This window comes from Pseudomonas sp. URMO17WK12:I11 (genome assembly GCF_007677725.1).
Classification (GTDB): Bacteria; Pseudomonadota; Gammaproteobacteria; order Pseudomonadales; family Pseudomonadaceae; genus Aquipseudomonas.
In genome coordinates this window covers 22,998-42,431 of the sequence record NZ_VEDF01000014.1, presented here as the reverse complement: position 1 = coordinate 42,431, position 19,434 = coordinate 22,998, and the positions used below count along the sequence as shown (strand labels likewise).

Annotated in this window: 19 protein-coding genes, 1 pseudogene and 1 riboswitch; of the genes and pseudogenes, 15 read left to right on the top strand and 5 right to left on the bottom strand. The window is 63.7% G+C overall.

The features are described 5' to 3' along the window. Positions 1-4 precede the first annotated feature (4 nt). The 5 genes from FS665_RS20940 to asnB are packed head-to-tail and all read left to right on the top strand — an operon-like array spanning position 5 to position 4,903. Positions 5-412 carry a hypothetical protein gene (locus FS665_RS20940; RefSeq protein ID WP_145192900.1) on the top strand — a complete coding sequence of 136 codons (408 nt, stop codon included), beginning with the start codon at positions 5-7 and terminating at the stop codon, positions 410-412. Next, positions 409-693: an acyl carrier protein gene (locus FS665_RS20935; RefSeq protein ID WP_145192898.1), complete on the top strand. Its 285-nt coding sequence runs from the start codon at positions 409-411 to the stop codon at positions 691-693. The genes FS665_RS20940 and FS665_RS20935 overlap by 4 nt, the downstream gene beginning before the upstream one ends. Continuing rightward, complete coding sequence (locus FS665_RS20930; protein WP_145192896.1) at positions 690-1,685, top strand: AMP-binding protein; 996 nt, start codon at positions 690-692, stop codon at positions 1,683-1,685. The genes FS665_RS20935 and FS665_RS20930 overlap by 4 nt, the downstream gene beginning before the upstream one ends. After that, complete coding sequence (locus tag FS665_RS20925; protein WP_145192893.1) at positions 1,672-3,057, top strand: amidase; 1,386 nt, start codon at positions 1,672-1,674, stop codon at positions 3,055-3,057. The genes FS665_RS20930 and FS665_RS20925 overlap by 14 nt, the downstream gene beginning before the upstream one ends. A gap of 10 nt (positions 3,058-3,067) precedes the next feature. After that, positions 3,068-4,903, top strand: a complete 1,836-nt coding sequence (gene asnB, locus FS665_RS20920; RefSeq protein WP_145192891.1) for an asparagine synthase (glutamine-hydrolyzing) — start codon at positions 3,068-3,070, stop codon at positions 4,901-4,903. A 6-nt stretch (positions 4,904-4,909) separates the two neighbouring features. On the opposite strand, the gene FS665_RS20915 is transcribed toward asnB, so the two are convergent. Next, positions 4,910-5,863 carry a LysR substrate-binding domain-containing protein gene (locus FS665_RS20915; RefSeq protein ID WP_145192889.1) on the bottom strand — a complete coding sequence of 318 codons (954 nt, stop codon included), beginning with the start codon at positions 5,861-5,863 and terminating at the stop codon, positions 4,910-4,912. Between the two features lie 135 nt (positions 5,864-5,998). Here FS665_RS20915 and FS665_RS23775 point away from each other — a divergent pair. Next, positions 5,999-6,607 (top strand): annotated as a pseudogene (locus tag FS665_RS23775) (SDR family NAD(P)-dependent oxidoreductase); the annotation flags it as partial. A 6-nt stretch (positions 6,608-6,613) separates the two neighbouring features. Further along, positions 6,614-7,723: an SMP-30/gluconolactonase/LRE family protein gene (locus FS665_RS23770; RefSeq protein ID WP_256675122.1), complete on the top strand. Its 1,110-nt coding sequence runs from the start codon at positions 6,614-6,616 to the stop codon at positions 7,721-7,723. Here FS665_RS23770 and FS665_RS20905 read toward each other — a convergent pair. After that, entirely contained in the window at positions 7,713-10,040 is a 2,328-nt protein-coding gene (locus tag FS665_RS20905; RefSeq protein ID WP_145192885.1) for a bifunctional diguanylate cyclase/phosphodiesterase, read from the bottom strand. The genes FS665_RS23770 and FS665_RS20905 overlap by 11 nt on opposite strands. 180 nt (positions 10,041-10,220) lie before the next feature. Beyond that, positions 10,221-10,335: riboswitch (TPP riboswitch) on the top strand. A gap of 80 nt (positions 10,336-10,415) precedes the next feature. On the opposite strand from FS665_RS20905, the gene FS665_RS20900 reads away from it, so the two are divergent. From FS665_RS20900 to FS665_RS23455, 3 genes are all read left to right on the top strand, one after another. Then, on the top strand, positions 10,416-11,063 hold the full coding sequence (locus tag FS665_RS20900; RefSeq protein ID WP_145192882.1) for a TenA family protein: 648 nt from the start codon (positions 10,416-10,418) through the stop codon (positions 11,061-11,063). Between the two features lie 3 nt (positions 11,064-11,066). Then, entirely contained in the window at positions 11,067-11,744 is a 678-nt protein-coding gene (gene tenA, locus FS665_RS20895) for a thiaminase II (RefSeq protein WP_145192880.1), read from the top strand. Positions 11,745-11,835: 91 nt separating this feature from the next. Continuing rightward, positions 11,836-12,006 carry a DUF6021 family protein gene (locus tag FS665_RS23455; RefSeq protein ID WP_178108385.1) on the top strand — a complete coding sequence of 57 codons (171 nt, stop codon included), beginning with the start codon at positions 11,836-11,838 and terminating at the stop codon, positions 12,004-12,006. Between the two features lie 45 nt (positions 12,007-12,051). Here the strand turns inward: FS665_RS23455 and FS665_RS20890 are convergent, their stop codons facing one another. Together FS665_RS20890 and FS665_RS20885 are read right to left on the bottom strand one after the other, a co-directional pair. Continuing rightward, entirely contained in the window at positions 12,052-12,315 is a 264-nt protein-coding gene (locus FS665_RS20890) for a hypothetical protein (RefSeq protein ID WP_145192878.1), read from the bottom strand. Positions 12,316-12,339: 24 nt separating this feature from the next. Continuing rightward, positions 12,340-12,840 carry a DUF4142 domain-containing protein gene (locus FS665_RS20885; RefSeq protein WP_145192876.1) on the bottom strand — a complete coding sequence of 167 codons (501 nt, stop codon included), beginning with the start codon at positions 12,838-12,840 and terminating at the stop codon, positions 12,340-12,342. Positions 12,841-12,999: 159 nt separating this feature from the next. Here FS665_RS20885 and FS665_RS20880 point away from each other — a divergent pair, with 159 nt between their 5' ends. Further along, positions 13,000-14,565, top strand: coding sequence for a sensor domain-containing diguanylate cyclase (locus FS665_RS20880; protein WP_145192874.1), 1,566 nt, complete (start codon positions 13,000-13,002; stop codon positions 14,563-14,565). A 9-nt stretch (positions 14,566-14,574) separates the two neighbouring features. Here FS665_RS20880 and FS665_RS20875 read toward each other — a convergent pair whose 3' ends face one another. Then, positions 14,575-15,288: an MgtC/SapB family protein gene (locus FS665_RS20875; protein WP_145192873.1), complete on the bottom strand. Its 714-nt coding sequence runs from the start codon at positions 15,286-15,288 to the stop codon at positions 14,575-14,577. A 381-nt stretch (positions 15,289-15,669) separates the two neighbouring features. On the opposite strand from FS665_RS20875, the gene FS665_RS20870 reads away from it, so the two are divergent. The 4 genes from FS665_RS20870 (at position 15,670) to FS665_RS20855 (ending at position 19,411) form a co-directional block, all read left to right on the top strand. Further along, entirely contained in the window at positions 15,670-16,137 is a 468-nt protein-coding gene (locus FS665_RS20870; RefSeq protein WP_145192871.1) for a sterol desaturase family protein, read from the top strand. A gap of 68 nt (positions 16,138-16,205) precedes the next feature. Continuing rightward, a complete protein-coding gene (locus FS665_RS20865; protein WP_145192869.1) occupies positions 16,206-17,087 on the top strand; it encodes a Dyp-type peroxidase in 882 nt (293 codons plus the stop codon). A 92-nt stretch (positions 17,088-17,179) separates the two neighbouring features. Further along, entirely contained in the window at positions 17,180-18,103 is a 924-nt protein-coding gene (locus FS665_RS20860) for an aldo/keto reductase (protein ID WP_145192867.1), read from the top strand. A 3-nt stretch (positions 18,104-18,106) separates the two neighbouring features. Next, positions 18,107-19,411 (top strand): NTP/NDP exchange transporter, encoded by a 1,305-nt coding sequence (locus tag FS665_RS20855; RefSeq protein WP_145192865.1) that lies wholly within the window; start codon positions 18,107-18,109, stop codon positions 19,409-19,411. Positions 19,412-19,434: the final 23 nt, after the last annotated feature.

Here is a 19,434-nt window from a genome sequence, read left to right as displayed (position 1 = left end):
CGCCATGCCCAGACTCAACATCACCTGCGCACCATTGCCTGCGCTGCAGCGCAAGCAACTGGCGCTGGATTTCACCCGTGAACTCAAAGCCATCGGCGCCGACGCCGGCCACTGCCTGGTGTTCTTCAAGGACCTGGCCGAAAGCTGCGCCTTTCGTGCCGGTATGCCGCTGCCAATCCTCGACCACGACGCGCAGCCCGCGCACTTTCACCTGCACCTCACGGTGTCGGCGCAGCGCCCGCAGGCGGTGCTCGACGCACTGGCGACAAGCCTGCGCGAGTGCCTGTACCGGCGCTACCCGAACGCCTTCATCTACCTGGAATTCGATCCGATTCAGCCGGTGCACGTGTACTACGGCGCCGGAGCGCAATTCACCAACGCTGGATATTCACAAGGAACGTCGCGCCCATGAACGAGCTCAGCATCGAACACCGTATCCGCCAAACCCTCGGGCAACTGCTTGGGGAGGAGGTAGAGAGCATCGCCGCCGACGCGAGCTTTCGCGATTTTCTCGGTGAGCGCTTCGACAGCCTCATGGCCGTGGAAGTGATCACCGTCATCGAAGGGCAGTTCGGCTTCGAGGTCGATTACCTGAGCGACGACGTGCGCTACTGGTTCGAAACCCTGGCGCGCATGCAGCAGTTCGTGGCGCAGAAGCTGGAAGACCAACTGAGCTTGCAGGCCATCGGATGACCCACGAGCATTGCTTCACCACCTCCGGCTCGACCGGAGCGCCACGCCAGTGGCTGCGCAGCATGGCGCAGATGCAGCGCGAGGCGGCGCTGATCCTCGGCCGCTGGGCGCCTGGCGCCGAGCAGATCTTCGCCTTCGCGCCCAGCAACCATTGCTACGGCATGATCCTCGGCACGGTCGGTGCCCAGGTGATGCAGGCGACGCTGCACAGTTGCTCGCTGGAACGCCAGCAACTGCCGGAGCTCAGCGGTCACGGGCCGTGCGTGATCCTTGCCATTGCCAGCACCTGGCGCCTGCTGCCTTCACTGCTGGCCCGACTGGCAGGGCAGCGCCCGGTGCTGGTGCTGCACAGCGCCTCTATCCTGCCCGAGCACGCCCTGGCTACGGTGCAGCGCTTCGCCGGGCCGCAGGTGCGCTTCGTCGAGGTGCTGGGTGCGACCGAAACCGGCGCCATGGCCTACCGCGAGCTCGACCGCGACAGCCAGCCCGAGCAGCCGTGGACCCTGTTCGACGATGTCACCTTGCTGAGCCCGCTGGGGCAGCCAGCGGCGCTGGAAGTGGCCAGTGCGCGCATCGCTCGTGAGCAAGGCCAGGCAACTGCGGCGCCGAGCTATCGCTGCGATGACCAGATCCTGGCGATGGATGCCAGGCGCTTTCAATGGCTGGGCCGGGCCAGCAGCCTGATCAAGGTCAATGGTGTGCGCCTGGATCTGGCGCGCCTGACCAGCCTGCTTGGCCAGCGTCTGGCCTGCCCGACACTGGCCTGCGTGGCGGTGCGCGATGCCCTGCGCGGCGAGGCCTACGAAGTGCTGTTCAGTTCCGCCACGCTCAACGAAGCGGCGGTGCTGCAGGCGCTGCAGCAGCTGCCGGCTGAATACCCGCGCGCCATTGCCGTGCGCCGTGTCGCCGACCTGCCTTTATCACCCACCGGCAAGCCCCAACCGTGGGCGGCCGCCCTTACTGTCAAGGATTACACCCATGAGCCTCGCTAGTACCCAGGACACCATCAGCCGCTATCTGAGCAACTGCGGCGCCGACGCCAGCAGCGGCCGGGAACAGCCTGAATACCTTGCCTTGAGCCTGCGCAAGCGCCATGCGCTGCTGCAGCGGCAGCCGGACCTGGCCGCCGAATGGGCGATGCAGTACAGCCAATGGCAGGTGCACGCCGACAGCACCTACCGCTGCCTGACCAGTACCCGCGAGGCGTTGGCGCCTTGGTACCGCCTGGGCGTAAAAGACACCGTGGATGTCGCCGGCCTGCCCACTCGGCTGGGCCTGCGCGCCTATCGGCACTACCCACAGCACAGCGCTGCAGCCCTGACTGGGCTCGATCCTCGGATTGCCTTGACCTGCAAGGTCGCCACCACGGAACTGAACATCGCCTTTGGCGCAGGCTGCGTGAATCCGCATTTCCCCAGCATCGACCCCTCCGGCTCCAGTACCGGCTCGGCAGTGTCGGTCGCCGCAGGGTTGTGCGACATCTCGCTGGGCACTGACGTGCTTGGCTCGGTGCGCTGGCCCGCTTCCCACTGCGGCATGGTCGGGCTGCGCATGACCCAGAAAGCGCAGAACCTGGGCGGCGTGTTCCCGCTGTCGCCGCGCATGGACGCGCTGGGTTGGGTCACCCGCAGTGCCGATGACCTCGAGTGGCTGTGGCCGCTGCTGGGGCTCGATCCCTTGCTCGGCCAACAGCGTGTGCGCAAGCCGCACTACCGCGTGGCGCTCCTCGAGCAGGCGCTGGACCCGGCCCTGACCAGTCCGGCGATGCTCGACATGCTTGGCCAGGCACGCACTGCGCTGGCAGAGCTCGGCATGCCGGCACAGGCGGTTGGCATGGCGCAGCTGTGGGCGTGTCGTGGCGATGCCTGGCAGCTGTGCGCACGCGATGCCTGGCTGGCCTCGGCGGCCTGGATGCGCCGTTTCGACTGCGAACTGCACTGGTCGACGCTAAGCGCGCTGCAGGTGGGCGAGGGCGTCAGCGATGCCGAGTACCAGCGCATCCAGCAGCGCATGGACCAACTGCGTGCAGGGATTGACGCCTGGTTCGACAGCGCAGGGCTGGATTTCGTGGTGTTCCCCATGGACCCCAACCGGCCCTTTGACCGGCGCAATCCGCAGCCGGGCGATTCGACCATTCCGTCGCCGGCCGACGCCGACTACGCGCAGAAGATCAGTTTCACCCCGTTGGCCAGCTTCAGCGGTCTGCCGGCGATCACCGTGCCGATTTGCCTGTCCAGCGATGGCAAGGCGCCGTTGGCGCTGCAGATCATGGGGCGCCGTGACAGCGAGTGGCAGTTGCTGGACATCGCCACGCGGCTGCAGGGCCTGATCGGCCTGCTACCGACCCGTCGGCTTCAGGTGTAAGGAGCGCAGCATGTGTGGAATCACAGGTTGGGTGGACTACACCCGCGACTTGACCCAACACCCCGGTGTGCTGGCCGGCATGAGTCAGACGCTGGCCTTGCGCGGGCCGGATGCCAGCGGTAGCTGGCTGCATCGGCATGCCCTGCTGGGCCATCGGCGCCTGGCCATTCTCGACCTGGCAGGCGGTGTGCAGCCGATGACCTATCGCTGCCCGGGAGGCGCAGAGGTCACGCTGGTCTATACCGGCGAGGTCTACAATCACCCTGAGCTGCGTGAACGCCTGCGCGCCTGCGGCCACCAATTCCAGACCCGCAGCGACACCGAGGTGGTGCTGCATGCGTACCTGGAGTGGGGCGAGCAGTGCGCGGACCACCTCACCGGCATGTTCGCCTTCGCCGTATTCGATAGCCGCGATGGGCATTTTCTGCTGGTGCGCGACCGCCTTGGGGTCAAGCCGCTGTATTACGCAAGGCTCGGACAGGGGCTGTTGTTCGGCTCGGAGATCAAGGCGATCCTGGCGCACCCGGATTTCACCGCGCAGCTCGATGAAGTCGGCCTGGTGGATGCCTTGAGCCTCTCGCGCGGCACCTCTCGCACCGCTCTGCGCGGCATCGACGAGCTAGCGCCAGGCCATCGCCTGTCCTGGCGCCCCAATGGGCTGGCGAAGCTCGACCGTTACTGGCAGTTGCAGCGTCGCGAGCACCGCGACGATGCGCCAGGCACCGTGGCGCAGACCCGCGAGCTACTCGCCAAGGCTCTCGGCGAGCAGCTGCACGCCGATGTGCCGGTGTGCTCGCTGCTGTCCGGTGGGCTCGATTCGACCATTCTCACGGCCATGGCCCAGCAGCGTCTGCAGGCGCAACAGGGCGGCCGGGTTAATTCATTTTCCGTGGATTTCGTCGGTCAGGCCGAGCAGTTTCAAAGCGATGCGTTTCGACCCGAACGCGATCAGCCTTATGCCCTGGCCGCCGCCGAGCATATCGGCAGCCGGCACCAGACCATCCTCATCGACAATGCCGAGTTGATCGATGAGGCAGCGCGGCGCGCGGTGTTCCGTGCCAACGATTCGGCGGCGACCTTCGGCGACGTCGACACCTCGCTCTATCTGCTGTTCAAGGCCATCCGTGCGCATTCGACGGTGGCCATCTCCGGGGAGGCCGCCGATGAAGTGTTTGGCGGCTACGCCTGGTTCCGCGATCCCCAGGCCATCGCCGCGCAGCAATTTCCCTGGTTGTCGCGCATGCAGCTGCTGCAGCCGGAATTGATCAACCCCGACTTCAACCGCCTGTGCGATTTCGCCAGCTACCAGCAAAGCTGCTACCAGCAAGCCGTGTCCCAGGTCGAGCACTTGCCAGGCGACAGCCCGCACGAACGGCGCATGCGTGAGCTGTGCCACCTGCACCTGGCGCACTGGTTGCCGATTCTGCTCGAGCGCAAGGACCGCCTGAGCATGGCGGCCAGTCTCGAGGTGCGAGTACCGTTCACCGACCATGACCTGGTCGAATACGTCTACAACGTGCCGTGGGCGATCAAGGGCAAGGACGGTGAGGAGAAGTGGCTGCTCAAGCAAGCTTGCACCGACCTGCTCCCGCAGGCCGTGCTGCAACGGCGCAAGAGTCCGTACCCAACGTCGGCCAACCAGGCTTACGAGCTTTTTTTGCGCGAGCGGGCAGGGCTGCTGCTCAGCGATACCAGCAACCGGGTGTTCCAGATCATCGATCACGGGCGCCTGGCCGCAGAGTTGCGGCAACCTTCGGGGTATTTCAATTCGCAACTGCGGCGCAACAATCTGGAGACAGCGCTCGCGCTCGATGCTTGGTTACGCGACTACCGCTTGAGCCTCTAATGCCACCTAGGCGATGCCATCCAGGCTGATCGGGTTGTGGATGGTATCGGCGAAGCGCCGCGGCGTGCCGTGGTCGAGCATGGCGATGAAACTGCCCAGGGCCGGTGAGGCGTTCTGGGCATTCCAGTTCATGTACAGGCCCATGGTCGGGGTCGGCTGACCCTTGATGGGGCGGATCGGCCGGAACTGCACGCGGTCGCGCAGGGTGGAGTAGGCGATCGACTCGGGGACCAACGCCACGCCGAAACCACAGGCCACCAGCCCGATGAGCGTATGGATCTGCGACGCCTCCTGCACGATTCGTGGGTAGAAACCGGCCGACTCGCACAAGGCGATCAGTTGGCTGTGGTAGCCGCTGCCCAATGCTTGCGGGGTGAACACGAAGTCTTCTTCGGCAAAGTCGCGCAAGTCCACCAGTTGCTGCTGCGCGCGGTGGTGGTTGGCCGGCAAGGCCATGAGGATCTGCTCGCTGAGCAACAGCCGCGATTCGATGGCGTCGGGCGACATCGGCAGCTTGCGCATGAAACCGATGTCAGCCTCGCCGGCCAGTAGCGCCTTGGCCTGGGAGGCCGAAGGCATTTCGCGGATGGTCAGGCGCACATTGGGATAGACCTCGCGAAACTTCTTCAAGGTGGTGAGCAACGACTCGTAGTAGGCGATGGAAATCGCCGTGATGGTCAGTTTGCCGCAAACCCCTTCGGAGACATTGCGCGCGTACTCGATGCCCTGTTCGAGCTCCTTGAGCGTGCGGTAGGCGGTTTCCAGGAAGGCCATGCCGGCAGCGGTGAGCTTGACCGCGCGTTTGTTGCGCAGGAACAGGCTGAAGCCGAGCTTTTCTTCCAGGCGGCTGATCGCCTGGCTCAACGGCGGTTGCGCCATGTGCAGGCGCAGCGCGGCTTTATGAAAGTGCAGCTCCTCGGCGACGGCGATGAACTGCCTGAGCAAACGTGTCTCGATCATTGCATGTTCCTTCATCGAGTCGAACGGGAGCTGGTGGCGGTGATATCTCGGAGATATCAAATTTGCATGCTTTTAATATTAAGTCATTGATTTTTTTATTGTTATCGTAAAAAGGAGAATCGCAAGGGCTCTACAATGCCAATTACAGACCCGTTCACCGGTAAAGTCGCCATCGTCACCGGCGCCGCTCAAGGCCTAGGCCTGGATTACGCCGCCGCACTGGCCGCCCGCGGCGCCCGCGTGGTCATCAGCGACCTGGGTACCGACCGCTCAGGCCAGGGGCAGAACCCCGAGGCCATCGACACCGCGCTCAAGGCCTTGCAGAGCAAAGGCTATGAAGTGATCGGGCATGTCGGTCAGCTCGATCACGAAGCGCAATGTCAGGCACTGGTGGAGCTGGCGATCGCCCACTTCGGTGCCGTGGACATCCTCATCCACAACGCCGGCTGGGTGGACTACCAGGGCATCGAGAGCCAAGAGCACGCCTTTCTCGAGCGCGCGCTGGGTATCAGCGTGCACGCCCCGGTGTGGCTGGCCAAGCATGCCTGGAAATATCTGAAACACTCAACGGCGCCGCGCATCGTGCTGACCACGTCCGACCGCGCCATGTATCAGCGCTATGCGCAGCCGGGGCTGGTCGCCTACGCCGCCGGCAAAATGGCTCAGGTCGGCATCATGAATGCCTTGAGCATGGAGGGCCTGGAGCACGGCATCCTGGTCAACGCGATTTCGCCGGTGGCCAAGACGCGCATGTGGGGTATCGACCAGGCACCCGATGAGCTCAAGCCCGAGTGGGTGACCCCCGGGGTGCTCTACCTGGCCAGCGCTCTGTGCCACGACACCGGGTATATCCTGCGCGCCAGCAACGGTCAGTTCACCGCCACGCGCTTCTGCGAGAACAGCGGCGTCAGTTATCCACGCGATCTGGCGCGGGTCGAGGCGGCGAGTCTGGTCGAGGTCGCTGCGCGTTGGAGTCGCATCAAGGAGTGTCACTACGTGCCGGTCAAGGTGGCCGACACCCGCGCCGATCTCGGCGAGAGCCCGGTGTGGGATGCCCGCAGCCGCTCGCTGTACTTCGTCGACATCACCGGCGGGCGCATTCTGCGCCTACTGCCCGATGGCCAGGTCGAACGGCTGTATGAGTCGGCAGCGCGCATTGGCGCACTGGCCCTGACCGATCGCGGAAACCTGATCTTCACCGAAGACGCCAGCGCCGTGCTGCTCGATCTCGACACCGGACGCATTCGCCAGTATTCGGTACCGGTGCACCCGCGCTCGACCTACCGCTTCAATGACGGCGCGTGCGATCCGCAAGGACGCTTCGTCACCGGCCTGATGGACGAGGCGCCCAGCGGCAAGACCGGGGCGCTGTTCCGCTTCGATGCCGAGCTCAATGACGACGTGATTCATGACGGCCTGGCCTTGCCCAACGGTTTGGCCTGGTCGGCCGATGGGCGCAGCTTGTTCTTCGTCGACTCGGTCGAGCGGCGCATCTACCGCGCCGAATACCCGGCAGATGGTCGCCTGGAGCAGATCAGCCTGTTTGCCGAGACCCCAGCCGAACTGGGCCGGCCAGACGGCATCGCGCTCGATCGCGAAGGCGGGCTGTGGGTCTGTCAGTTCAATGGCAGCTGCGTGCTGCACTACGACTGCAATGGCCACCTGACCGACCAAGTGGTGATGCCGGTACCGCGCCCAACCAGCTGCTGCTTCGGCGGCGACGGCCTGGGCACCTTGTACATCACCACCGCGCGCGTTGGCATGTCGCCCGAGCAGCTGCGCCACTACCCGGATGCTGGCGATCTTTACGCGATTCGACCGGAAGTCGGTGGCATCGCCCGCTTCAACTTCAAAGAGTGAGCGCCTGCTGCTCGACGCCGTGAAACGGCGGGTACTCGCGCAGTTGCGCCGGCGACAATGGCCGGCTGAAGTGGTAGCCCTGGGCGATGTCGCATCCTGCGAGCTTCAGGCATACCACCTGCTCGCGGGTTTCGACACCTTCGGCGACCACTTCCAGGCCCAGGCGCTTGGCCAGGATGATGGTCGAGGAGACGATCGGGCTGTCGTCGTAGCTGTTGGACAGCGGCGCGATCAGCGAGCGGTCGATTTTCAGTTTGCTCAGCGGCAGCGACTGCAAATGCGCAAAGCCTGCGTAGCCGCGGCCGAAGTCGTCCAGGCTGATGCCCAGCCCCGCGTCACGCAAACGATGCAGGTGATCCAGCGCCGTACCCTCGGGATCGAGAATGGTGGTTTCGGTGATCTCCAGTTCCAATCGCCGGGCATCGATGCCGCGCACTTGCAGCTCGGCCAACAGCCTGGTGCTGAAATCCGTCTGACGCAACTGCAGGGCTGAAACATTGACCGCCAGACGCGCCGCGCGGCCTTGCTGTTGCCAGCGGGCCAGCTCCTCGCAAGCCAGGCGCAAGACCTCCCAGCCCAGCTCGATGATGAAGCCGCTGCGCTCGGCCAGGCCGATGAAGCGATCAGGGTAGAGCAAGCCGAACTCCGGATGCTGCCAGCGCACCAGCGCCTCGTACCCTAGGACACGCTGGGTATCCAGGCGAATCTGCGGCTGGTAGTGCAGCTCGAACTGGCGTTCGGTCAGCGCCGTGCCGAAGGCTTGCTCGAGGGTGAAGGCCTGGATATCCGGAAGGTTCAGCGACTGATCGAAGAAACGGTACTGGGCACGCCCAGCTTGCTTGGCCGAGTACATAGCGGCATCGGCGCAGCGGATCAGGCTGTCGATGTCCTGGCCATCGCGTGGACAGATGCTCACCCCGACGCTTGGGCTGGTATTGACCTCCTGGCCATCCAGGGCATAAGTGGCCGAGAGTTTCTGCACCAGCGTGCGCACCCAGGTATCGATCTGTTCTTCGCTGCGCTCGCCGGCCAGCAGCACGACAAACTCATCTCCGCCAAAGCGCGAGGCCTCGTCGCCGGGTTCGAGCAGGCGCTGAATGCGCCCGGCCACTGCTTGCAGCAGCAGGTCGCCGACCTTGTGCCCGAGCGAGTCGTTGATCGATTTGAAGCGGTCCATGTCGATGAACAACATTGCCAGCAAGCGGCGCTTGCCGCGCTGCTGGGTCAGGGCCTGGCTGGCGACCTCGACGAACTGGCGACGATTGTGCAGCCCGCTGAGGTGGTCAGTGGCGGCGGCCTGGCTGCTGCGTCGATGCTCATCTTCCAGGCGTCCGATCAGTTGCTGATTGACCTGCTGCGCCTGTTCCAGGGCGCTGAAGGCCTCCTGACGTTTGCGCAGCAGCCGCAGGGTCCAGGCGAGGCTGGCGAGGATCATCAGGGTCATGCTCAGGTTCAGCCAGAACTGCCGCGTGTAGACCGTGGACGAGGGCCCGAGGATCTCGTCCTGGCGCTGGCTCACCACCACACTGAAACCACGGTCTGGGACCTGCCGGAAAAGACTCTGGTAGGGCGCGCCAGCAAGGTATTGCGTCGCCTGCGCGGTAGGCGTGGCGCCTTGGCCCAGGCTCGGCGTCATTGCCTGCTCGGGCGCCGCCGCGCCATCCGCAGTAAGGCGCAGACGTTCTTCACCATCCTTCTGCAGCACCCGCAGCATGCCGCTGCCGCCCAGATCCACGGATTGCACCCAGGCCGCCAGATCTTCGGTGTTCAGTTGCACGCACAAAACAGCCCCGATCTCACGCCCGGCGGCGTCAGGCAAAGGCAGCAGGAACACCAGCCCCGCTGCGGCTGTGAGCGTTGCCACCGAGTGCGGCACGACGTTTGCCAGCACAGGCTTGAAGCCATGATCAGCAACGTGCAGTTGCAGCTGTTTGAGCCACTCACCCGGCAATGACCCTCGGCGACTGGCTGGATTCGTCGCAAGCCGGTGCCCTTGGCGATCATAGAGACTCGCGGCGCTGAATAAGGGGTCATCGAGCAACAGCTGGGCAACCCGGGGTCGCTCAGGCGAGGGCAGTTGCCAAGCGCGGTGCAGGGCGCTCGCACGCTGCTGCGCGTGGTCGATCTGCTGGCGCAGGCTGTGCGCGACGATGCTCGCAAGGTTGAGTTGCTCGGCGGCCTTGGCCTTCAGCGCCCCGTCGCGGGCAGCCGCGCTCTGGGTGAGGTGCAAGCCCCAGAGAAAGGTCAAGGTGGCGGCGCAGAGCATCATGATGAGTAGACGCAAGAGGCCTGTCGATGAGAGGGAGCGGCGGATCACTGCAGGTATTCCTGACCCTGGGAGGTGCCTGAAAATACGACAGGGAGGTGACAGCGTGATGACTGGTGGCAAAACGCCGTTAGCCAGGCCGTTGAGCCACCACCTCGCACCTCGCACCTCATATCTCGCAGTCGGGATATTCATCGGGGGTGACAATTGCCCCTCAGCGCTGTATACCTGAGCCCTACCAAGGGGAGCCCGGCAACGGGCTGAGATACCGCTGGCCTGCGCAGCGCGGTGACCCTTCGAACCTGATCCGGATAATGCCGGCGAAGGGATGGGATATTGACCTGCCTTCCTGCCGGCCTCACTGCGAGGCCATCCACTGCCCAGCCGCACTGGCCTCGCTGTCTTGCCCAATAAGGGGACAGCTGCATGACCGAACGCTTCAGTGAAACGCTCAAACGCCAAAACCAGTCAGCCTGGACCGCTGCGGTGAGCCACCGCTTCGTCACCGAGTTGTGTGCCGGTAGCCTGGCCGACCCGGTCATGGTTCGTTACCTGGTGCAGGATCACCGTTTTCTCGACAGCTTCCTGACCCTGCTGGGCGCGGCCATCGCCAGCGCCGACACCTTTGCCGCACGCCTGTGCCTGGGCCGTTTCGCCGGCATGATCAGCAGCGAGGAAAACACCTACTTCCTGCGCGCATTCGAAGCATTGGGCGTAAGCCCTGAGCAGCGCGCCACGCCTGCCGACACGGCGCCTACCGCGGGGTTCAAGGCGATCATGCAGGAAGCGGCGGCGACGCGATCCTACGCCGCAGCCCTGGCGGTGCTGAATGTCGCCGAAGGCTTGTACCTGGACTGGGCGAGCGCTGCGCCCAAGCCGTTGCCCGACAACTTCGTGCACGCTGAATGGATCACCCTGCATGACAACCCGGCATTCTGCGATTTCGTAACGTTTCTGCAGACCGAGCTTGATCGCGTCGGCCCGCAACACGCGGCGCTCGCCAGCGATTTCTATCGCCGCAGCGTGGCGCTGGAGCTGGCGTTCTTCGATGCCGTGTACGCCGAGGAGGGTTAAGCCGTGGATATTTTCGAGCGCCTCAAAACGGCTAGCCATGAGCAATGGAGCACCTATGTGGATCATGACTTCGTCCGTCAGATGGGCGAGGGCACATTGCCTGAGGCTGCATTTCGCACCTACCTGATCCAGGACTACCTGTTTCTGATTCAATTCGCTCGGGCGTGGGCACTGGCTGCCTACAAAAGTCGCCTGCCCGTCGATATCCGCGCCGCGCAGGCGGGCTTGGCGGCCATTCTCGATGAAACCGAACTGCACCTGCGCCTCTGTGCCCGCTGGGGACTGTCGCAAGCCGATATCGAGGCGGCGCCGGAGCACCAGGCTACCGTGGCCTACACCCGTTACGTGCTTGACTGCGGCGCAGCAGGCGATCTGTTGGAGCTGCATGCGGCACTGGCTCCGTGCGTGATCGGCTATGCCGAGATCGGCCGTAGCCTGGCGCAGCGCATTGGCGATCTGAACGACCACCCGTATCGAGAATGGATTGGCGAGTACGCCGGTGATGCTTATCAGGGCGTCGCCGCTGCTGCGCGGCGGCACTTGGATGAATTGGCGGCGCGCAGCATGACCGAGCAGCGCTTCGCCGATCTGGCGCATATTTTTGGCCAGGCCTCACGGCTCGAAGCCGACTTTTGGCAGATGGGATTGGACGGCGCAGGCATCGGACACGCGCCACGCTGAAAGACAGGTGCTGGCAGCAGGCTTGCTGCAATCAGATCAAACTTCGCTGCCCGGGTGGGTTCTCTAATAGACATTCATCGGAGAGCGACGCATGAACAACACCGAGCAGCAACACAAGGGGCCACATTCCTCGGAGCACGCCGAAGACGCAGATGAGCTGGGCTTCGATCCTGACTCGCCTGATCTCGACGACCCACAGGTAGACCCGCAAGGTCCAGCGAAACCGCCCAGGGATGTGGAGAAGGGCAACACGGATAAATGAACGGGCTCACCCATCGCCGGCTGTCCGGCGATGGGTGAGGGGGCATCAGCCCTCGACTTGCCCCTCGACTTGCTTGGCTGCCTCGACACCTGCCGAGGACAGTTTGATCGGATAATGCACGCTGATTTCGTGCGCATCATCGACCGCCACGGCGCCATCCTGGATGAGGCCGCCCTCTTGCAACGTCTTGAGCATGCCGGCCACGGCTTTCTCTCCGCGATAGTTGTCCAGCAGCTCCTTGCCGAGCCCATGGGGATGGGCGTGTAGCAAACGGGTCAGGATTTCGCTTCGCAGTGCATCGTTACTCATCTGTGGCCTCAATTCGTCAGTCAGTTATTTACCGTGGGTAGTCTGCAGGGCCTTGGCTTTTTGCAGGTGGGCTTCAAGGGTCGGCAGCGTTTTCGCAGCGAAGGCTTTCAGCTCGGCTTTATCCGAGGAGGCGGCTTCTTTCTTGTACAACTCGACGGCCTTTTCGTGGGCATCGACCTGGTTGTTCACGTACGACTTGTCGAACGACTCGTCACGCCATTCCAGGATGACCTTTTTCACTTTGTCGGTCAGCGCTGCTTCATCTGGCACGCTGATGTCCAGCTTACGGGCGATGTCAGCCAACTCTTGGTTGGCCTTGGTATGATCGGTGACCATCATGTCAGCGAAGCCCTTGATCTCGGCATTCTGGCTTTTTTCCTGTGCCAGCTTGCCGGTGACCACTTCGGCGATGCCTGCTTCGGTGGCGGCTTCGACGAAATCATCGGAGGTGGCGGCCATTGCGTGCAGCGACGCCATGCCCAGTACCAGCGACAACCCAGCGCGTTTAATGAACAGATTGCTCATGCCTGACTCCTTCTAACCGTTGGCGCGACCTCAGTGTCGCAGACTGTTGAGCCCTGTCGCGCAGCAAAGGTTTCGTTTTTCTTGCCTTCGTTCGCTGCAGAAGGCACCTGCGCGGCGGTTCAGGGTCAGACCAGGCATGGGCTTGAAGGCAGGAATTTGATGAACACGGCGAAAAAACCGGATGAGGAGGGGCAACTGACGCCAGGCGGCGAAGGCCGTGCTGCGGCTCTGTTCCGCCTGGTGCTGTCGTTCATGGCCGTGGTCATGCTGACGTTCGTGGTCGTCGAGGGCTGGCGCACCTGGCGCGATTATCGGCAGGCGTTCAGCAATGCACAGAACATGGTCACCAACCTCGCCAGAGCCACCAGCCAGCATGCCGAGGATGCCATTCGCCAGGTCGACGCCATCACTGCGGCGCTGGCCGAGCGGCTGGAGGGCGATGGCTTTGCCCGCATCGATCGGCAACGGCTGCATGCGCTGTTGTCGCAGCAAATGGCGATCATGCCGCAACTGCATGGGTTGTTCGTCTATGGCCCGGACGGACGCTGGATCGTGACCGACCGGTCGGCCACGCCGGCCAACGCCAATAACGCCGATCGCGAGTATTTCATCTACCACCGCACCCACACCGATCGCCGCGTGCACATCGGTGCAGTCGTGCGAAGCCGTGCCACGGGCGACCTGATCATCCCGATCTCGCGCCGCCTGGATAACCCCGATGGCAGCTTCGCCGGCGTGTTGCTCGGCACCATCAAGGTCGACTGGTTCGTGCGCTACTACGGTGATTTCAAGATCGATGAGCTCGGCGCGCTGGTGCTGGCCAAGCGCGACGGCACCATCCTGGTGCGGCGCCCGTTCGTGGATCAGGTCGTAGGGCGCAGCCTCGCCGACAGCGAGGTGTTTCGCAATCATCTGCCTTACGCCGATGAGGGACTGGTCGAGACCATAGCGGTAGTGGACGGCACCGCGCGGCTTTATGCGTATCGGGCCTTGTCCAGTTATCCACTGGTGGTGGAGGCAGGGTTGTCACGCGAATCGATCATCGCGCCCTGGCGGCGTGATGTATTGAAATCTGTGGCGGTACTGCTATTGCTGCTGGCAGGTCTGGCGGCATTCGGCTGGATCGTGCTGCGCCAGTTGCGCGAGCGCATCGCCATCGAGCGTGCCTTGCATCAGGCACACCAGACCCTGAAATCCTTGGCCTTGACCGACAGCCTGACGGGCCTGGGCAATCGGCGACGCCTCGATGCCGTGTTCGAGGCCGAGCTGAAACGGGCGCGACGCCAGGGCTATCCGGTCGCCCTGGTGATGCTGGACCTGGACTATTTCAAGCGCTACAACGACCGCTATGGCCATCCGGCAGGCGATCAATGCCTCAAGCGCTTTGCCGAGGTGCTGCAAACGGCCCTGAAACGCCCGGCGGACCTGGCCGTGCGCTATGGCGGCGAGGAGTTCACGCTGTTGTTGCCAGCCACGGATGTGCCCGGCGCGGAGCTGGTCGTCGACGAGATCATGCAGGCGCTACGTCGACAGGCCATCGTGCATGACGGCAGCCCTGTGGGCTGGGTGTCAGCCAGTGCCGGCATTGCCGTTGCCGAACCTGCGCAGGGCGAGTGCTCTGCCGAGCGCTTGATGGCCGCCGCCGATGCGGCGCTGTACGAAGCCAAGCGCCGCGGGCGTGACGGTTATACAGTGGCAGCGGCGTTCAGTGCAGACACACAATGAAACCGAGCATCAATCAGCCGAGAGGGTCTGTGGGCGGAGCTGCCAACGAACCGAGCTGACGCCTTTTTCCAGGCTCACGCGGCTGACCAGGCGTTCGAGCTGCGTCGGTGCCTGCGGATCGCCAAGCACTTCTGCGCGCACTTCCAGCCGTGCAGGGTCGCTCAAGTCCTCGCTGTGCAGCGATTGCAGGCGCAACTGCGGATCACACAGGCTGTGCAGCATGAGGCTGCGCACCTGGATTTCATCCTCGGCGCGGCAAACCACGCGAACCTCGTAGTGCTGTTCGACCTCACTGGCCGGCAGCATCTCCTGGCGATCGATGCGTTGGGCGATCTCGCGCAACAAAATGTTAGCGCATAGCACCACCAGGCTACCCAGCGCTGCCTCGAGCAGCAGCCCCAGGCTGCACAGTACGCCCACGGCGGCCGTGCACCACAGGGTTGCTGCAGTGTTCAGGCCGCGGACATTGAAACCGTCGCGCATGATCACGCCACCGCCGAGAAACCCGATACCGGAAACCACGTAAGCGGCCACGCGCGAGGCATCGGTCGGCGCCATGCCAGGCACCGCCTGGGTCATCAGCACGAACAGACAGGCACCGGTACTGACCAGGGCGTTGGTGCGCAGCCCCGTAAGGCGTTGGCGCAGCTGACGCTCGGCACCGATCATGGCGCCCAGCAGCAAGGCGACCGCAACGCGCAGCAGAAAGACTTTCCAATCCATAGCAAACCTCTTCCACGGGCACATGCCCGCATCATTGACCAAGCAGGTAATGCGCAGGACCACGGATGGAAAAGGGGGGAGGCAGCCGTTGAGGGCTGAGGGCTCCACCACCTGGCCAATGGCAAGGCAGCGGCGAAAGGTGCCGAACTAGCTCGCCGAGTGGACCTGTCGCAAGCGACTGGGACTACTGTCCAAAAGCGGGGCTCCTGTTCGGGGATGCAAAATTGCGTCGCGGAACTTACGCCGCCGAGTTCAAGGGGTCAAGGGCAAAATCATGACAGTACGTTCATCAGGAATCGTCCTACAGCCGGTCAAGGCTGCGTGGAAAAAAACCCGGCTAATCGTTACCCTTGCGCCATTCTTTTTCGCCGCGGACCTCACATGCTGTTCAATCTCGCCGTGCTGCTTGGCACCTTGGTGGCCATGGAAGGTGTCGGTACGCTGGCCCACAAGTACATCATGCATGGCTGGGGCTGGTGGCTGCACCGCTCACACCATGAGCCGCAGCTGGGCATGCTGGAAACCAATGACGTTTATCTGCTGGCGCTCGGCGTGATCGCCGCGACGCTGATCGCCCTCGGCAAGGCCGGGCATGCGCCGCTGCAATGGGTGGGTGGCGGAGTGGCCGGCTATGGATTGCTGTATATCGTGGCCCATGACGGCCTGTTTCACCGGCATTGGCCGCGCACGTTGCGGCCGATCAACCGATACCTGAAACGTCTGCACCGTGCCCACCGCCTGCACCATGCCGTCAAAGGACGCACGGGCAGCGTCTCTTTCGGCTTCTTCTACGCCCCACCGCTGCAGGAGCTCAAGCGCCAGCTGCGCCAACGTCAAAGCAGGCCTTGAGCGCAACTGCATTGCGGCATGCAGCACGGCGCAGTAGCATTCGCGCTTTTCCCGAGGATTCCCCTGTCATGCCGTTCCAGCAAGGTCTGGTTGCCACCCCGGTGCCGGTGCACGCACGTCACCTGTTTTTCGCCCTGCAGACGCCCGAAGCGCTGCCCGCCGTACTCGACGCCTTGCTGCCGCAGGTGGACGGCCAGCGCTTGATTCTGGGCATCGGTGCGCCGCTGGTCAAGGCGCTGGGGCGGAGCATCGCAGGGCTACGCGCCTTCCCGCAGCTTGACGCCGCCGTGGAAAATCCGAGCACCCAGCATGCCCTGTGGCTGTGGTTGCGCGGTGATGAGCGTGGCGATCTGATTTTGAGCGCGCAGGACTTGGAGCAGTTGCTGGCGCCCGCACTGCGCCTGACGGACAGCGTCGATGGCTTTCTACACCGCGGCGGGTATGACTTGACCGGCTACGAGGACGGCACGGAGAACCCGAGAGACGAGCAAGCCATCGAGGCGGCCATTTACCGTGGCACGCAGCCGGGTCTTGCAGGCTCGAGCTTCGCCGCCTTCCAGCTGTGGAAGCATGACCTGCAGCATTTCAAATCGTTGCCCCAGGCCGATCAGGACCACATCATCGGCCGGCGCATGAGCGACAACGAGGAGTTGGACGACGCCCCAGAGTCCGCCCATGTCAAACGCACGGCCCAGGAAAGCTACGCGCCTGAGGCCTTCATGGTGCGTCGTTCGGTGTCCTGGTCCGATCACCGGGGCATGGGCCTGGCATTCGTCGCCCTGGGTCATAGCCTCGATGCCTTCGAGGCCCAACTGCGACGCATGAGTGGCCTTGAGGACGGGATCACCGACGCGTTGTACCGCTTCAGCCGACCGCTGAGTGGCGGTTACTACCGGTGCCCACCGATGGAAGGGACAAGACTGGATCTCAGTGCATTGCTCGCAGGCTGACTTCAAAAAAATATCCAGATACAGAATCACCGGCGTCCAGCGACACCAGCAGCTAGCCTTGAAAGTTTCCGATCGATGACGGGAGCTTTGCCATGTACAACCGACGCGATGTCCTACGTGTAGGTGCGGTGCTGGGGCTTGCCAGTGCCAGCCCTTGGTTGTATGCCGCGCCTTCCACGTCGGTGGCCGACGGTGGGCTGCTCACCCGCGAGATACCGTCAACCGGCGAGGCATTGCCGGTGATCGGGGCCGGCACCTCGGGCAGTTTTGAAGTCGAGCCCGGCTCTGCTGCCTACGTGCAGCTCAAGGCGGTGCTCGCAGCGTTCTTCGCAGGCGGCGGCAAGGTGATCGACACCTCGCCCAACTATGGCGGCGCCGACGCAATTCTGGGCCAATTGCTGGAGGAGGGCGGTTGGCACCAACAGTGCTTCATCGCCACCAAGATCGCCGCCAACAGCCAAGCGGACGCCCAGGACCAATGGACCGGCAGCCTCAGGAGCCTGCGCACCGACAAAGTCGACTTGCTGCAGATCCACAACCTGCGCGACTGGCAAAGGCAATTGCCCTATGCTCGGGAGCTCAAGCAACAAGGTAGAACCCGCTATGTGGGTATCACTCATTATCTGAACAGCGGCCACGATGAGGTTGCACGTATCGTGCGCAGCGAGCCGTTGGATTTCGTACAGATCAACTATTCGGTCAACGCCCCGCAGGCGGCACGCGAACTGCTGCCTCTGTGCCAGGACAAAGGGATCGCAGTACTGATCAACCGCACCTTCGACGATGGCCGGTTGTTCGCCAAAGTCAAGCAGCAGCCGCTGCCAGCCTGGGCCGCCGAAGCAGGCGTGGGTAGCTGGGCGCAGCTGTTTCTCAAGTTCGCCATCAGCCATCGCGCGGCGACCGCGGTGATCCCGGCCACCGGTCGCCCGGATCGCCAGCTCGATCAGCTCAAGGCCGGACATGAGCCATTGCTCACCCAAGCGCAGCAGCAAGCGTTGATCAAGCAGTTCGCCTGAGCCATGCGCACCTGGCGCAGGCGTCTGGATCAGGCGCTGACCCTCCAGCCCGGGGAGGGCCCTGCGGTGATTGCCGGGCTGTCGTTGTTCTACCTGTTGTTCACCGGCTACTTCATGCTCCGCCCCGTGCGCGAAACCATGGGGGTAGCAGGGGGGATCGACAATCTGCAATGGCTGTTCACTGGCACGTTCATCGCCACCTTGGTGTGCTTGCCTTTGTTCGGCTGGCTAGTCAGCAAGGTGCGGCGACGGCATATCCTGCCGTGGACCTATGGGTTTTTCGCCAGCAACCTGATGCTGTTCGCGGTGTTGTTCGCCGCCCAGCCGGACGACCTATGGACAGCGCGGGCATTCTATATCTGGCTGTCGGTGTTCAACCTGCTGAGCATATCCCTGGCGTGGAGCGTGCTGGCCGATGTTTTCACCACCGAACAAGGCAAGCGGCTGTTCGGGTTGCTGGCGGCAGGCGCGAGCTGCGGTGGCTTGAGCGGGCCGATACTCGGCACGCTGCTGGTTGCGCCGCTTGGCCACGCCGGGCTGGTAGTGGTGGCCGCTGCCTGCTTGCTCGGCAGTGTCGCGGCATGTGCCTATCTGCAACGCTGGCGTGAACGCCGGCCATTGCCGGCGGCCGTTGCCCATCCGACTTCTCGCCCGCTGGGCGGCAATCCTTTCGCTGGCGCGACTGCCGTGCTGCGCTCGCCTTATTTGCTGGGCATCGCTCTGTTCGTGGTACTGCTGGCCAGCGTCAGTACCTTTCTGTACTTCGAGCAGGCGCGAATCGTCAGCGAGGCCTTTACCGACCGCACACGCCAGACTCAGGTGTTCGGCTTGATCGACACCGTGGTGCAGGCCTTGGCGATTCTCACCCAGGTGTTCTTCACCGGTCGACTGGCCAGGCGCATGGGCGTGGGTATCTTGCTGGTGGCAGTACCGCTGGTGATGGCGGTCGGCTTCATCGGGCTGGCACTGGCGCCGGTACTTGGGCTGTTCGTGGTGGTGATGGTGGTGCGCCGGGCTGGCGAGTATGCGCTGGTACGGCCAGGACGCGAGATGCTGTTTACCGTGCTGCCGGCAGAAGACAAGTACAAGGCCAAGAGTTTCATCGATACCGTGGTCTACCGTGCAGGCGACGCCTTGAGTGGTTGGCTCAAACGGGGCCTGGACTTGCTGGCAGATCATCCACAACTGGCGATGTCGATGGGCGCGGTGCTGGCGCTTGCCTGGGCTATCGTCGGCACCTGGCTCGGCCGTCGCCAGCAAGCAGAAGAATCCACTGGCGCGCAAAATAAACTGCCACCGCCTATTTAATGCCGTCGGTCAGAACGCGCCGC

Bases quoted from the DNA above. Each gene is read 5' to 3' on its own strand.
- asnB (WP_145192891.1), top strand. From the start codon at position 3,068: ATGTGTGGAATCACAGGTTGGGTGGACTACACCCGCGACTTGACCCAA.
- FS665_RS23455 (WP_178108385.1), top strand. From the start codon at position 11,836: ATGAACAACACCGAGCAGCAACACAAGGGGCCACATTCCTCGGAGCAC.
- FS665_RS20890 (WP_145192878.1), bottom strand. From the start codon at position 12,315: ATGAGTAACGATGCACTGCGAAGCGAAATCCTGACCCGTTTGCTACAC.
- FS665_RS20900 (WP_145192882.1), top strand. From the start codon at position 10,416: ATGACCGAACGCTTCAGTGAAACGCTCAAACGCCAAAACCAGTCAGCC.
- FS665_RS20930 (WP_145192896.1), top strand. From the start codon at position 690: ATGACCCACGAGCATTGCTTCACCACCTCCGGCTCGACCGGAGCGCCA.
- FS665_RS20865 (WP_145192869.1), top strand. From the start codon at position 16,206: ATGCCGTTCCAGCAAGGTCTGGTTGCCACCCCGGTGCCGGTGCACGCA.
- FS665_RS20855 (WP_145192865.1), top strand. From the start codon at position 18,107: ATGCGCACCTGGCGCAGGCGTCTGGATCAGGCGCTGACCCTCCAGCCC.
- FS665_RS20875 (WP_145192873.1), bottom strand. From the start codon at position 15,288: ATGGATTGGAAAGTCTTTCTGCTGCGCGTTGCGGTCGCCTTGCTGCTG.
- FS665_RS20935 (WP_145192898.1), top strand. From the start codon at position 409: ATGAACGAGCTCAGCATCGAACACCGTATCCGCCAAACCCTCGGGCAA.
- FS665_RS20885 (WP_145192876.1), bottom strand. From the start codon at position 12,840: ATGAGCAATCTGTTCATTAAACGCGCTGGGTTGTCGCTGGTACTGGGC.
- FS665_RS20880 (WP_145192874.1), top strand. From the start codon at position 13,000: ATGAACACGGCGAAAAAACCGGATGAGGAGGGGCAACTGACGCCAGGC.
- FS665_RS20915 (WP_145192889.1), bottom strand. From the start codon at position 5,863: ATGATCGAGACACGTTTGCTCAGGCAGTTCATCGCCGTCGCCGAGGAG.
- FS665_RS23770 (WP_256675122.1), top strand. From the start codon at position 6,614: ATGTGGGGTATCGACCAGGCACCCGATGAGCTCAAGCCCGAGTGGGTG.
- FS665_RS20870 (WP_145192871.1), top strand. From the start codon at position 15,670: ATGCTGTTCAATCTCGCCGTGCTGCTTGGCACCTTGGTGGCCATGGAA.
- FS665_RS20925 (WP_145192893.1), top strand. From the start codon at position 1,672: ATGAGCCTCGCTAGTACCCAGGACACCATCAGCCGCTATCTGAGCAAC.
- FS665_RS20940 (WP_145192900.1), top strand. From the start codon at position 5: ATGCCCAGACTCAACATCACCTGCGCACCATTGCCTGCGCTGCAGCGC.
- FS665_RS20860 (WP_145192867.1), top strand. From the start codon at position 17,180: ATGTACAACCGACGCGATGTCCTACGTGTAGGTGCGGTGCTGGGGCTT.